The organism is Paenibacillus sp. J5 (assembly GCF_054955055.1).
This window is the reverse complement of the sequence record NZ_JBUEDD010000004.1, coordinates 376,130-389,012: the sequence shown is the minus strand read 5'-3', so window position 1 is coordinate 389,012 and position 12,883 is coordinate 376,130. Positions and strand designations below refer to the sequence as shown.

Sequence of the window (12,883 nt, the reverse complement as noted above, 5' to 3'; positions counted from 1 at the left end):
CTATGCCGTATTTTGATAAAGTACGCTGGCTGGATGGGGAGTTTATTCTGCAAGCAATACGAGTCATCGTAATACAGGGCGACGCATAAAATTAAACGGCCTCAGTCCTTCAGGACTAAAGCCGTTTAACAAATTTATATTTTTTCGAGTGCAGTTCATCCCCTGGATAGCCTCAATTATAAATTATCTTCTCAACCTGAGCAGTCAGAATTAGACCCGCATTGTAAAGCTAACAACTCATTAATTAAACTACTCACCTTAATGAACATCTCTACGTAATACAACGGTTGAATAGAAAACCCTTGAAGATATTTCCCAGATTGAAATACTGACAAATATAAATGCTCTTGGTATGCGTATAAGGACAAACTTGTCGCTTTTATACCGAGAATCTCAATAGGTTGATTAAACTCAATAGAAATGTAGTGTGGTAATGTCTCAAAAATTTCAGCATCAAATGAGCCTAGTTTCTCATCGATTTCGACTTGTCCTCTTGGAGTAAAGCGAAGGTGGGTATCCTCAACTTGGAATATGCTTAGAAGTAACGGAACCATATATAAATCATAATCCGCTAGTAAGGCCCCTCCCCTTCCTGAATGAACAAACTGTTTGATAAACTCGTTTTGTTGGTCTATGGGCATTTTTAGAACATCTACAACATTTAAATGATGTGATTTCAATGGTTCATTATCGCTTCTCGGGTTGTACTTTGATATCAGTTCTGAAATTCTATTATTGTTTTCCATTACCAATGAGGTTAGTTTCTCCTGTTGCATAAAAAGTTCATTTAATTTTTGCTCGTCTACAGAGGAATTCACAGTACACCCAGCAGATAGCATGAAAAACAATAGAATCATAACAAATACAATACGTTTCCCTAACATGTTTAATGTTTACCTCCTTCGAAATTTCTATTCAACAATATATTACCACAATATACTTATAAATCCAAAAAAAGCTTCATCCTTGCACTCCCTAACTATATCCTCGAACGTAATTCTTCATCACTTGTAAGGAATCCATTTACCTGGTTAACAACCCATGCAGCTGTAAACTCTGGACTAATGCAATCGGCACCGTTTATCTGGCTGAAGAGTCAACCATTGATTTTAGATTGAGCCCAAAAAACTAAATACACTAAAATAGGAAAAAATTCCTATACCATAAAATGGTGTATTATATTATAATTTGTAAATGAACAAAGTAGTCTTTTACATACTTTCACTTCTGGACTGCTAACCAAATAATATTAGGAGGAAATAAAAATGTTGAAAAAAAGTAAAATAATCATTTTTCTATCAACATTAGCGTTAACTTCAGCTGCTGTTCTGTCTTTCTCCACAAGCTCTGCACTTACCCCGTTTGACATAAGCTCTGAAAAATATAGGATTGCTCAAGAGATAAAGACCTCTTTAGATACCAAACTACTTGTTGAAAATAACACAATTAAGAAGTCAGAAGGGGTAAATCCAGTCGAGAACGGAACAAAAGCAGTTGTGATGAGTAAAGCAAACGATAAACTTGCAATTGTAGATAATAAAGGGAATATTTTAGATGATCTTAAAGACTTACACACGAAAATGGAAAAGCTAAAATTAGAAAAAGATGAAGAAACCGAAAGACACATTGGAAATGTAGTTGGTGCTGGGCATCTTTTAGGGGACAAAATGTACTATTCAAGCAACTACACCTCTTCCGATTGGAAGAATAGCATTTGGAGTTTTGATCTTTCATCGAGAATAGCGAAAAAGATATTATCAAATGAAAACTATGACAATATTTCATTTCTGTCTACAACAAAAAATAATCTTCTTTTTAAGAGTGACAAGGATTTAGGAACAGAACAATTGGTAATTGAATTAATTGAAGATGAATCAATAATAGAGCATTTAGTTCCTGGACATGTAATTAATGCTTCCCCAGATGGTATGAATATTGTATACAGAATATTTAAAGATGAAGGAATTCTTGATAATAAAATAGGAATTTATAATGTAAAAACAAAAAAATATCATGTAATAAGCGGAATCCCAGATAAGTACTTATTTAATAATTACGTCACCTGGAATGACTCGGGAACAAAGTTTGCTTTCTTATCGATTTCTATTGAAGATGAGCAAGAAAAACATAAATTATTAGTTTATGATTTAATAAGTGATAATCTTATACAAATAAGCGAGCCGATAGATAATTCTTTCCAAGCTGGTGAAGATAACATTGAATTTGAGAATGACAATATAATCAATATGCCGACTACTAAAAATACATTATTAAGTATAACTCTATATTAAGGAGGTTTTAATTTTGAAGAATTTATTTACTATTCTACTTTCATTTATAATCATATTCGTATTCTCATCGGACTACGCTCTTGCATATTCATACAATAAAATAGGAGAAAAAAATCCGAGCTCCTTAAATACTATGAGCATAATAAGCCCCCTCCACATTGGAGACAGAAATGAAGAAGTAACTGCCCCTTATAATGAACCAAGGGACAGCCGATTTCATCAAGGCGTCGACTATTCAACTTATAACTCTAACTCAGGTAACTACAATCGTCCAGTTTATCCAGTTGCAAGCGGCACAGTCCACGGTTATAACAATGGAACTGGGAATAGATATATTATCTTAAAACATACTTATAATAATAAGACCTGGTACTCAGTCTATATGCATCTTCAATCGGTTTCAGTTACATCCGGTTCTGTCACCACAAATACCCAAATTGGCGTTTCAGGAAGTTCGGGTACCACAGCCCCTCATCTACATTGGGAGTTGAATACATCAAACTACTCATCCTTAAGTTCTTCAAGGGTATCCATTGATCCTACGCCATATCTAATTAACCAATATAACGTTCAAGATTGGACTTTGGATCATTCATTAATAAATTTTGTGAATTATTTTGAAAACACAGGTACACTTCAGGCAAGTATATATGGTATCCGTAGTAAACAAAGAACCCTCGCATCTGAAACACCAAAAGCATATTGGAGATACAATGGTGAAACAAGTTGGAGAGTAGCAACTGGCAGTTATCAAGGATCATATGTCTATTACTTTACAATCCCAAAAAACACATCAAAGTCTTATATTGAATACATTATCTATGCAAAAGGAAAATGGTGGTCCAGCACTACTTCTGATGATACTCATTATAACACTGTATATCAGGATGCCGCCGAGAATCCTAGCAACTGGGGAGGACAGGATACGTCTATAGTTGCAGAAAGGTATTATTATTGAATGACATTCGCAACTTTAACACACACCATCAAAAAATTTGTTTTTTGTACAGAGTCTTTGAAGTTGACTACTTAACTTTCGGATGAAACTTCGACGAAAATAGAAAAAAACACCTCTTCGTTTGGTAAAGTGAGAATGTCGAGCCAATACCACACAGAAGAGGTGTTTTTCTACATGTAGACCAAAAGCAATCTCACTATCAAATGCAAACGAAACTATATAGCCAGTCGCCGGATTCATTACCGTCAACTGGCTGTTTAGACTTGCGAGTTGTCTTGAGCTCTGTCTCAAAAACGGGTTCTTTCCCGTCTTTATCCCAGCAAGATCGTTGCCATATTCCAACTACTTGGGGTTGACAAACATTTGCTGTTTTTATTCCCTATACCTCCTGAATATGCGTCTGGTCGAAGTCCGGCGGATTGAACCAATCGCCAGCTCCATACCACGTGGCATCCAGTGGAACCCAGCCCTCTGCAAGCTGCACCTCATTCCACGCATGGGGCCCCCAGCCGCCTCTTCCATCCGCACCCAGCCCGGTCACCACTCGTACCTCAAGCCCTGAGCTGCGAGCCATCATCGCATAGAGCCGCGCCACATCGATGCATACGCCCTTGCGGCTGCGGAACGTCTCCTCCGGCGTCTGCTCCTTCCAGATGCCGCGCTCCTCATAATTATTCGCCTTGTCCCAGTCATATTCGATGCGAGAGCCTAGCCATTCGTACAATGCACGCGCCTTCTCCTCATCCGAGTCAAGCTTCGACGTCAAATGTACAGCGGCTGTCTCGATCTCCTCGGGCACCGCATGATCGACAATTTCATATTTGCGCTGCAGGATGCGCTTGAACTCGCTCTCGACCGCTTTGGTAAACACCGGCCCTTGCTCTGCCAGCACTTGGCCGGCCGCATGCTCCAGCAGCCCGCTGGACGTATGCTGATATAGCGACGAGCTGCGAATCTCGCTAGATAGCGGCCCCTGGGGCAGCAGCGACACATAGATGAACAGCACCGCCATCAGCACCAGCCCTCTGCCAGCGCCGTGCAGCGTACCCAACAGCGCGCCCGAGAAGCGGCTCAGCATACGGCTGCGTCCGCCCCTCCGCTTCGGCTCATCAGATGGCGACAGGCGAAACAGCAGCGCCGCCAGCCACGGGATCAGCGGATTCAGCACCGCCCGCAGTATCAAGTAGCTGACCAGGAGCAGCACGCCGTACCGCAGCATGGCGAAATCCCTCATGCCGGTCACGAAGGTATACCACAGTTGAGACAGAGCGCCGGGCTCCCCCTGCGGGAGCTCAATATTACGCTGCTGCAGCCAGCTCTGCACAGGCGCCGAGAATAAGGCAGCGGCGCGGCTTGCCAGCAGCAGGGATATGCCCATAGCTGCAATATCCATAATGAAATAGAACAGATGCCTCGCGGAGCCTGCCGCCCCCCGGCTCATCCCCTGAATCAAGGACAAGGCCACGATCACTATGATCACGATCGAGACCGGCTCCAGCACCAGCACCGCCTCCAACCACTCCCTCATCGTGCATCCTCCTCTCCTGATTGCCGTTAAGCAGTCTAAGCGGGGCACTAGGCCCGTCCTCTTGCAGTCATCCGCAAGGAATCCGTAAGCCGCATCCTGGCAGCTTACATCCGAGCTCCCTACGGGCTACCTTTCGAACCGGCAGAGAGCTGCTGCGGTAATCAGACGTCTTGAGTCAAGAGGCTATCCATTGCGCTTGGCCTCATTAATCATTCCCTGCAATGTCTCATCCAGCTTCCATGTGCCTAGCGGCAGTCCGCGCAGACTCACAGCAACCTCCTGCTCGCCCGCTTTCCCGCTCAGCTCGATGTTCTTGCTTTTGACATTAAAGCTTCCATCCTTCTGAACCGAATAGACCGCGTCAGCAGCTTCCTTCTTGACAAGGCTGTAGACCTCCTGCTTCAGATTCTCAGTAACCTGCGTCCCCATATCCTTCAGACTGTCTACCCCATCCTTCAAATCCTGCAGCGTATATCCGCTGTATACAATAATAACGAGCACAATAACAGCAACAATGGCCCATTTCACCACCGTGCGAACGATCCGTATGACGATCAGCAGCACGACCAGCGCCGCGAGCAGCATGATCCAGTTCTCCTGCAGGAACAGCTTCCATGTCTCCCAATTATAATCCATTTTCCGTTTCCCCCTATCATCCAAATTGTGGCTATTGCAGGCTATTACACATTATAACCCAGCGCCCATCAGGCGTAAACGGACCTCAGTCGGAGGGACGCTCCAAAGCAGTGTCCTCGCTGCCCCAAGAAAGCATGAGGCATAACCCGTCCGCTTCCGACGTACAAGTTAGTACAGACGCCTTTGGCGTGTGCGCTGGCGAGTGCCTTTGCCCGAAGCTCTGCGATCCGGGGAGCAATGCGCCTGCAATCACTGGAAGGGACCGCTAGGAGGGAGTTCTCTTGAAAACTGCAATCTGGCTCTACTTGTTTTTATTTGTCGCTTTCTTTGATCTGCATGCCCAATATCCGATCTTGACGCCGTTCGCGCTGTCGCTTGGAGCAGCCCCGTCCTTTATCGGACTGATGATGGGACTGTATTCCATTACGCATCTACCAGGCAATCTGATTGCAGGATATAGTGTAGATCGCTATGGAAGCCGATTGTTCATCGTCTGCAGCCTGCTGCTGGCCGGCGTTGTCCTGCTGCTGCAGGCGCAAGTGTCCAATCCATGGCATTTGCTGGTGCTGCGTTCGATCAGCGGCTTCGTGCTCGCCTTCCTGTCTCCTGCTTGTATGGCGATGCTCGCCAAGATGGCACGCAATCAACTGGAGCAAGGCAAGCTGATGGCAGGCAACGGCGTTGTCCATAATCTGGCTTCCGTCGTCTCGCCAGCAGCCGGCGCCTTCCTGGTGGCACAGATCGGCTTCACCCATGCCTTCTATCTCCTTGGCTGGATTCTGATTGTCGTCTCTTTGTGCGCGATGCTGTTTCTCCATAATGATAAGGATGCCCCGGACAACTCCGCGGCGGTGGTGCCTGATAGCTCCGCTGCGGCGGCTGGCGTCGAGACCACCGTTCCCTGGCTCATCTATACGCTTCCGGTGGCCATGGCATGCGCGCAAGGCATCCTGTCGTTCGAGCTGCCGCTGATGGCCTTCACATCCGATGCGCTGATGACGACAGGCCTGCTGTTCTCGCTCGTCAGCTTCGGCTCGCTGATTACACTGAGCATGTTTTTTCTCAATCGCTACTCGCCCTACTACCGCTCCCTGCTAGGCGCCATCTGCCTGGCGCTGACTTACTTCCTCATGGCTGCGCACAGCGAGCTGCCGCTTGCGATCATGCTGCTGCTCCTTGGTATGTGCAAGGGCGTCATATTCCCGGCGCTATCCTCGCTGCTTATCGAGCTGAGCGGCGGCAAGCGCTACGGACGAACCTTCTCGATTCTGTCCATCGCCTTTTCGATTGGCGCGTTCCTTGGCCCTTTGCTGGCCGGGCAACTGCGCGATTCCATCTCGCCTTACTTCATCGCCTTTATCGCGCTCATGCTGTCCGTTATGATCCTGCCGTTCCATCGCACCGGCTCCGCCTCCGCACGTACCCATTTTACATGAACTGGGTATTTGCACCACACCGATTATCCTGTCTGTCATACGATATGGTATGTTCAATGGTCACAGGCTTACGAGCCTGCAGGCCAGAGACATCTACTTTCTGGAGAGGGTGACTTCCATGTCCTATGTAGATCCTTGTGGCCCTGGTGTAGGCGGAGCGTTCTGGACGTCCACTGGCACAATTCTCGTTCTGTTCATCCTGCTGGTCATTATCACACGCACTGTATTCATCTAATTGCCCTGCTGCTCTCCTTCACACCCAACTCAATTGTTCCAACCTATTGGTCTGCCTGCGGCAGACCCTTTTTTTATGTGACAAGCAGGATATAATATATAGTAACACAAAGGGGGGACGCATCTTGGATATAGCCATCATCGTCGAGGGGAAGAATGATCGCAGCCGCCTGCGCCGGGTGCTGCTGGAGGATGTGCCCGTCTACTGCACCTACGGCACGCCGGGAACGAAGCAGATCGCCCTGCTGCAGAAGCAGGTAGGCAGCAAGGACGTTTACTTGTTCATGGATAATGACGCCTCCGGCAAACGAATTCGCTATCTGCTGCGCGACACGTTCCCCGATGCCGTTCATATCTATACTCGCCGCGGATACCCCGGCGTAGAATCAACGCCGGAGGCTTATCTGATCGAGCAACTGGAGAAGGCTGGCCTGGAGGCGTATATTGTCTATCCGCCAGCGGAGCCCTCCCTGCAATGGAGCAAGGAGGATCAGATCTGAAGCAGCCAGATGACGAGCGTAACGGAGAAGATGCTCAGCATGGTGGAGGCAAATACGACCTGGGAGGAAAATTCCGGCTCGTTGTCGAACTCGACTGCCAGCAACGCGCTGCTTAGCGAGGTCGGCACCGCCGAGGATACGATCAGCGCGGCGCTCATCAGCGGCGGCAACTGCATGCCCATAGCAGCTAGTGCCCAGATGACGAGCGCCGCCAGCGCCGGTCCCGCACCGAGGCGAAGCAGGCAGACCAGCCCAATATCAACGAGGAGCGATCGGCTGAGCCGCCAGGACATGCTGCCAAGCTGAACGCCAAGCGTGATGATCGCCGTGCCCAGAAACGCATTCGCCAGGTAGTCCACCGGCGTCTCGATGAATACCGGCAGGCTGACCTCCAGCCCGCGCAAGGCGAAGGCCAGTGGAATGACATAGATGACTGGCATCGACAGAATCGTCTTGCGGATGGCGCGGAGATCGCTGCGATGAGAATTGACGCTGTAGATGCCATAGGTGTTGGGGATGAGCGATTGCATCATCATAATAATGACTTGAATAGCGAGCGTCTGCGGATTGCCCGCAAAGGCTAGCTGATTGAGCGGGATGCCATAATTGGCGCTGTTATAGAACAGAACGCCGTTGCGCAGCGCGGCGCGCTTGCCTCCCTGGATGCCGCGCAGCCGGATCACCACCTCCGCTGCCGCATATTGCAGTACCATGAATATACAGAAGAACAAGAGCACGTAACCGATGACTAAGAAGGATATATCTGTCGTATAGAGCAGCTTGAAGATAATCGCTGGGGAGAACAGATAAAAATTCAGCTTGGACAGCGTCTTAATATCCAAAGAAAAAGACCGCTGCAGCACGATCCCGATGGCGATCATCACTGTAAGCGGCAAAATGTTGCGAAGGAGAATGTGTGCAAAAATATCCATCGGCTATTCCTGTTCCTTGATGAGCCGCTTGATATCCTTCACCACCTGATCCATATCGGTCTCTTCATCGGCCTTGATATACCGTCGAACCTCACCTTGCTGATCGACCAGAATGAAGTAGTTCGTATGAGAGAAGGTTTGCTCATCGGCCTTAATTACCGTCACGCCATACTCCTTGGCTAGCGCATGTGTGGCAGCTTCTTCCCCACGCAGAAACTTCCAGCCGGCAAAATCCGCCTCGAATTTGGATGCATAGTCCTTGATTCGTTCCGGCGTATCGCGATTAGGGTCAATTGTTATCTGCTGAATCAGAAATTGATCGCCAAATCCGCCATCCTTCTTCATCGCCTCCTGCACCTTGGCCAATTGCGCGGTCGTTGGCGGACATACATCCGGGCAATAAGAGAAATAGAAATAGTACAGCCTTACCTTGCCATTCGTGCTCTCCAGCGAGACGGTATTGCCCTCCACATCCTGCATCTCATAAGCAGGCGCAGGCCCCATCTTCTTCAGCGGCTCTCCCCCAAGATTCATTGTGGACAGCAGATAGATGCCCATCAGCGCGCACAGCGCAAGTACCGCGATTTTGAATGCATGCCTTTTCATAAATTCCATCTGTTCAGCCGCTCCTGCCTCTCCTGCTGTTTACAGCCATACGGTGTTCAGTACCATGACCAGAAATGTCAGCATCAAGTAATTAATAGAAATAATAAAATTTGTCCGCGCCCACTTGTCCGTATCCGTAGCTGCCAGGCCGCGCAAGGTATGCACGAGCCAAATGACGCCCGCAACGAGCGTAATCGCCAGATAAACATAGCCGACATGCCCATAATAATAGAGCGCCAGCCCGGATGGAATAAGCAGCAGCACATACGGAATCATCTGCAGCTTCGTCCGGTTGACTCCCTTCACCACAGGCAGCAGCGGAAAGCCAGCCGATCGATACTCCTCTACCCGCCGAATAGATAACGACCAGAAATGCGGCGGCTGCCACAAGAACAGCAGCATGAACAATATCCACGCCCCGGCATCGACAGTATTCGTCACCGCGCAATAACCGATAACCGGCGGCATCGCTCCCGAGATGCCTCCTATTGAGGTGCTCCAGGTCGAAGAACGCTTCAGCCACATCGTATAGATGACAATATATACAAACATGCCAAGCAGCCCCAGCCAGCCCGTGAGGGGGTTAACAAGGGTAAACAGCACCACTACCCCACTAATACCTAGTCCAATCCCGTACCAGAGCACAACGATCGGCTTGATGCGGCCAGTAGCCGTCGCCCGATCGCGGGTTCTCTCCATCTTCTGATCCAATTCCCGATCCCAATAATTATTAATGACGCAGGAGGAGGCCATGGTGAGCCCAGTCCCGATCAGCATGTACACAAGCAGCAGCCAGTCAATATTCCACTTGGATGCCACCCAGAAACCGCCAAAGCCCGCAATCAGATTCAATCTCAATATGCGCGGCTTCGTCAGCTCTATCAAATCCTTTAGCACGGCGAGCCTCCTATGTTATCATGAGCCCCACTCTCTTGACGCACAAAGTACAAGCGCAAGCGGGGGTGCCTTTTAGAACGACTTAATCATACCGAAAAAAAATAAATTTGACAACGTTCGTTACCATTGTTCAACATTTCGTCATTTGACTTGCATGTACTATTTTTAGGCTCATGCGGAACCATTCGCCTCTTGCCACATACACTGTCACTGTAGTTATTCGCCCACAACAGATCACGATCCCTTGGAAAGCGAGTGTGATGAAGCAATATGGCAGTCATACAGGCCAATTCCGAGCAAGTCAAGATGCTCGCCCGCCTGATGCGCGCAGAGGCCGAAGGCGAGGGTGAGCTGGGCATGCTGATGGTCGGCAATGTCGGCGTCAATCGGGTAAGAGGCAACTGCATCGACTTCAGGAATATACGCAGTATTCCCGATATGGTCTTCCAGAATCCGGGGGGCTTCGAGGCTACGCAAAAAGGATACTTCTATCAGCCTGCTCGCGATGTTGATATTCGTCTCGCCCAGCGAGTCATTAACGGCGAACGGCAGCATCCGGCCTCCAACGCGCTGTGGTTCTTCCGGCCCGCAGGAGATTGCCCCGACCAATGGTATGACCAGAGCAATACAGGTCGCTACAAAGCCCACTGTTTTTTTGCTCCAACCTATGAGGATTGCCCGAATGTATATTAGGCTTGAAGCCAATACTTAAGCACACGAAAGCGAGGAACACATGATGTCTAATGGTTACGCTGTAAAAGGAACACAAGGCGCCTATATGGCGCCAGCAGGTTATCCCACCTATCAGGGAGGCTATGGCCACGGCTACTATATGCCGATGCAGGCTAACACCATGAATGCCGCGGCGATGCCCATGCAGGCCAACACCATGAATGCGGCGGCGATGCCGATCCAGGCCAACTCCATGAATACGGCGGCGATGCCCATGCAAACTTCTCCGATGATGGGCACACAGGCGCCGCCACTCGTTCCCAGCGGGGCAGTGGTCACGCAGGGCGGCTCCACGATCGTCACCGTTCCTCCAGTTGAGGAGTCGTATGTGGAGAATATACTGCGCCTTAACCGCGGCAAGATGGCCACCGTCTACATGACGTATGAGAACAACCGCGAATGGAATGCCAAAATTTTCAAAGGCATCATCTTGGCTGCCGGTCGCGATCACATTATTTTACGCGATCCTGTAACGGATATGCGCTATCTGCTGCTTACCCTCAACCTGAACTATATTACCTTCGACGAGCCAATCAATTACCAATACCCGTTCCAGGGCGGCACCATTACGAATGATACACCGATGAACAGCTAGGGTATGAACGATGCCCCTTGGCGAGGTGGAAGACACTCCCTAATCTTCTGCACGGACTCCACGCATCGGCTGGAACACCCATGCATGCAGCTTCTGCGCCCCGCCAGGCACCCACTGGGTCATATTCGCCAAGGAAGAACGAGCGCTGAGCCGTTCTTCCTTGATGCGCTGAGCCTCCTCCTCCGAATCCGCTTGCCACAGCTCGACGAATAGCCCGGCCTGATCTGTTCCTTCATATATATGCAGTTGCTTGAACCGCCGGGTATAGCTACCCATACACTCGCGGTACTTCTCCAGATGCTGCTCCTCTATCCGATATTCCACAAAGCAAATATACACTGTCTTCCCCCCATTTCCTCTCATAATGCGAGCATGAATTGAAAATACTGATCATATGCGCTTAGTATACCATGTGAATGGACAAGAAGGAGGCTTGGCATGGATTCCGGCACACATCTTGTAATGGGGCTCGGGCTGGGCGGGCTGGCTACAATTGATCCGGTCGTCTCCAGTGACCCGACCCTATTCGCAGCCGTAATGGCTGGCACAATACTCGGCTCGCAAGCCCCGGATGCAGACAGTCTGCTCCGTCTGAAAGGCAATGCCGCCTACATCAAAAACCATCGCGGCGCCTCGCACTCACTGCCTGCCATCGCGATTTGGACGGTACTGATTACGTTCGTGCTGCAGGCGATCTACCGCGGGTCGCTGCCTTGGCTGCATCTTATGGCATGGGTGCTGTTGGCTGTCGTCGTTCATGTGGTTACCGATCTGTTCAACGCCTACGGAACACAGGCGATGCGGCCTTTCTCGGAGAAATGGATCTCCTGGAATATCATCCATTTGTTTGATCCCGTTATCTTCACCTCCCATGTCATCGCCTTGCTGCTATGGGTGATTGGGCAGAAGCCTCAGATTATTTTTCCGATCCTGTATGGCGGGCTGATCGTCTACTTTGTATGGCGGACACTCACGCAGCGCAAGCTGATGATGGCTTTGCCGCAGCTCGATTCGTCCTACAAGGAGGGAGAGCTGTACCTGCTCGTTCCCACCATCTCGCTGCAGCGCTGGCAATTGATCAAGACGATGACAGATGGCAGCTATGCCATCGGAGAGTGGAATGGCCGCAAGGTTGCCTGGCTGGATGTCGCCCGCTGCTCGGATCATCCTGCTGTTGCTCACTCACGCAGCGATTCCTCCGTACAAGCCTTCCTATACTTGACCTCCTTTGCCTGCGCGGAAGTCAAGGAATTCAGTTGGGGCTATGAAGTGCGCTGGGCAGATGTTCGCTATCGACACCGCAAGCAATACCCTTTTATGGCTACACTCATGATGGACAAGGATTACAAAACACTGGCCTCTTATGTAGGCTGGCTCAGTGATGAACGACTGCAAAAGCGGCTGCGCATGAACACGTATTAAGTCTTTACGCAAGCCAGACTCCCTGAACGCTCTCCTGTAAGGAGGCTGACACGGGCAGTCTGGCTTTATTACTTTTTCTTTAATGCTTCTTTCATGCTGCTGTAACGAGGCGCCTC

Annotated in this window: 15 protein-coding genes; 8 read left to right on the top strand and 7 right to left on the bottom strand. The window is 49.2% G+C overall.

The features are described 5' to 3' along the window. Window positions 1-191: 191 nt before the first annotated feature. Complete coding sequence (locus ACY1JZ_RS09275; RefSeq protein WP_462628958.1) at window positions 192-884, bottom strand: hypothetical protein; 693 nt, start codon at window positions 882-884, stop codon at window positions 192-194. A gap of 381 nt (window positions 885-1,265) precedes the next feature. Here ACY1JZ_RS09275 and ACY1JZ_RS09270 point away from each other — a divergent pair, with 381 nt between their 5' ends. Together ACY1JZ_RS09270 and ACY1JZ_RS09265 are read left to right on the top strand one after the other, a co-directional pair. Next, window positions 1,266-2,291 carry a hypothetical protein gene (locus tag ACY1JZ_RS09270; protein WP_462628957.1) on the top strand — a complete coding sequence of 342 codons (1,026 nt, stop codon included), beginning with the start codon at window positions 1,266-1,268 and terminating at the stop codon, window positions 2,289-2,291. A 13-nt stretch (window positions 2,292-2,304) separates the two neighbouring features. After that, window positions 2,305-3,249, top strand: a complete 945-nt coding sequence (locus tag ACY1JZ_RS09265) for a M23 family metallopeptidase (protein ID WP_462628956.1) — start codon at window positions 2,305-2,307, stop codon at window positions 3,247-3,249. 379 nt (window positions 3,250-3,628) lie between these two features. Here the strand turns inward: ACY1JZ_RS09265 and ACY1JZ_RS09260 are convergent, their stop codons facing one another. Next, complete coding sequence (locus tag ACY1JZ_RS09260; RefSeq protein WP_462628955.1) at window positions 3,629-4,777, bottom strand: transglutaminase domain-containing protein; 1,149 nt, start codon at window positions 4,775-4,777, stop codon at window positions 3,629-3,631. A gap of 183 nt (window positions 4,778-4,960) precedes the next feature. Next, window positions 4,961-5,413 (bottom strand): hypothetical protein, encoded by a 453-nt coding sequence (locus ACY1JZ_RS09255; protein WP_270165082.1) that lies wholly within the window; start codon window positions 5,411-5,413, stop codon window positions 4,961-4,963. Window positions 5,414-5,694: 281 nt separating this feature from the next. On the opposite strand from ACY1JZ_RS09255, the gene ACY1JZ_RS09250 reads away from it, so the two are divergent. The 3 genes from ACY1JZ_RS09250 (at window position 5,695) to ACY1JZ_RS09240 (ending at window position 7,583) form a co-directional block, all read left to right on the top strand. After that, window positions 5,695-6,849: an MFS transporter gene (locus tag ACY1JZ_RS09250; RefSeq protein WP_462628954.1), complete on the top strand. Its 1,155-nt coding sequence runs from the start codon at window positions 5,695-5,697 to the stop codon at window positions 6,847-6,849. A 118-nt stretch (window positions 6,850-6,967) separates the two neighbouring features. Next, window positions 6,968-7,084 carry a sporulation protein YjcZ gene (locus tag ACY1JZ_RS09245; protein ID WP_270165086.1) on the top strand — a complete coding sequence of 39 codons (117 nt, stop codon included), beginning with the start codon at window positions 6,968-6,970 and terminating at the stop codon, window positions 7,082-7,084. Window positions 7,085-7,208: 124 nt separating this feature from the next. Then, entirely contained in the window at window positions 7,209-7,583 is a 375-nt protein-coding gene (locus ACY1JZ_RS09240) for a toprim domain-containing protein (RefSeq protein WP_270165088.1), read from the top strand. On the opposite strand, the gene ACY1JZ_RS09235 is transcribed toward ACY1JZ_RS09240, so the two are convergent. The 3 genes from ACY1JZ_RS09235 to cyoE are packed head-to-tail and all read right to left on the bottom strand — an operon-like array spanning window position 7,574 to window position 10,018. Further along, window positions 7,574-8,515 (bottom strand): AEC family transporter, encoded by a 942-nt coding sequence (locus ACY1JZ_RS09235; RefSeq protein ID WP_270165090.1) that lies wholly within the window; start codon window positions 8,513-8,515, stop codon window positions 7,574-7,576. The genes ACY1JZ_RS09240 and ACY1JZ_RS09235 overlap by 10 nt on opposite strands. Before the next feature lie 3 nt (window positions 8,516-8,518). Next, window positions 8,519-9,130 (bottom strand): SCO family protein, encoded by a 612-nt coding sequence (locus ACY1JZ_RS09230; protein WP_270165092.1) that lies wholly within the window; start codon window positions 9,128-9,130, stop codon window positions 8,519-8,521. Window positions 9,131-9,160: 30 nt separating this feature from the next. Next, on the bottom strand, window positions 9,161-10,018 hold the full coding sequence (gene cyoE, locus ACY1JZ_RS09225; RefSeq protein WP_462628953.1) for a heme o synthase: 858 nt from the start codon (window positions 10,016-10,018) through the stop codon (window positions 9,161-9,163). 270 nt (window positions 10,019-10,288) lie between these two features. Between cyoE and ACY1JZ_RS09220 the strand changes: the two genes are divergently transcribed. Further along, a complete protein-coding gene (locus tag ACY1JZ_RS09220) occupies window positions 10,289-10,711 on the top strand; it encodes a cell wall hydrolase (RefSeq protein ID WP_270165095.1) in 423 nt (140 codons plus the stop codon). A gap of 40 nt (window positions 10,712-10,751) precedes the next feature. Beyond that, window positions 10,752-11,345 carry a spore coat protein GerQ gene (gene gerQ, locus ACY1JZ_RS09215; RefSeq protein WP_462628952.1) on the top strand — a complete coding sequence of 198 codons (594 nt, stop codon included), beginning with the start codon at window positions 10,752-10,754 and terminating at the stop codon, window positions 11,343-11,345. 39 nt (window positions 11,346-11,384) lie between these two features. Here gerQ and ACY1JZ_RS09210 read toward each other — a convergent pair whose 3' ends face one another. After that, window positions 11,385-11,684, bottom strand: coding sequence for a hypothetical protein (locus tag ACY1JZ_RS09210; protein WP_462628950.1), 300 nt, complete (start codon window positions 11,682-11,684; stop codon window positions 11,385-11,387). A 99-nt stretch (window positions 11,685-11,783) separates the two neighbouring features. On the opposite strand from ACY1JZ_RS09210, the gene ACY1JZ_RS09205 reads away from it, so the two are divergent. Further along, a complete protein-coding gene (locus ACY1JZ_RS09205; protein WP_462628949.1) occupies window positions 11,784-12,767 on the top strand; it encodes a metal-dependent hydrolase in 984 nt (327 codons plus the stop codon). The last annotated feature ends 116 nt before the right edge of the window (window positions 12,768-12,883 follow it).

Coding starts and splice junctions, on each gene's coding strand:
- ACY1JZ_RS09275 (WP_462628958.1), bottom strand. CDS start 884: ATGTTAGGGAAACGTATTGTATTTGTTATGATTCTATTGTTTTTCATG.
- ACY1JZ_RS09270 (WP_462628957.1), top strand. CDS start 1,266: ATGTTGAAAAAAAGTAAAATAATCATTTTTCTATCAACATTAGCGTTA.
- ACY1JZ_RS09260 (WP_462628955.1), bottom strand. CDS start 4,777: ATGAGGGAGTGGTTGGAGGCGGTGCTGGTGCTGGAGCCGGTCTCGATC.
- ACY1JZ_RS09255 (WP_270165082.1), bottom strand. CDS start 5,413: ATGGATTATAATTGGGAGACATGGAAGCTGTTCCTGCAGGAGAACTGG.
- ACY1JZ_RS09245 (WP_270165086.1), top strand. CDS start 6,968: ATGTCCTATGTAGATCCTTGTGGCCCTGGTGTAGGCGGAGCGTTCTGG.
- ACY1JZ_RS09235 (WP_270165090.1), bottom strand. CDS start 8,515: ATGGATATTTTTGCACACATTCTCCTTCGCAACATTTTGCCGCTTACA.
- ACY1JZ_RS09230 (WP_270165092.1), bottom strand. CDS start 9,130: ATGGAATTTATGAAAAGGCATGCATTCAAAATCGCGGTACTTGCGCTG.
- ACY1JZ_RS09220 (WP_270165095.1), top strand. CDS start 10,289: ATGGCAGTCATACAGGCCAATTCCGAGCAAGTCAAGATGCTCGCCCGC.
- gerQ (WP_462628952.1), top strand. CDS start 10,752: ATGATGTCTAATGGTTACGCTGTAAAAGGAACACAAGGCGCCTATATG.
- ACY1JZ_RS09205 (WP_462628949.1), top strand. CDS start 11,784: ATGGATTCCGGCACACATCTTGTAATGGGGCTCGGGCTGGGCGGGCTG.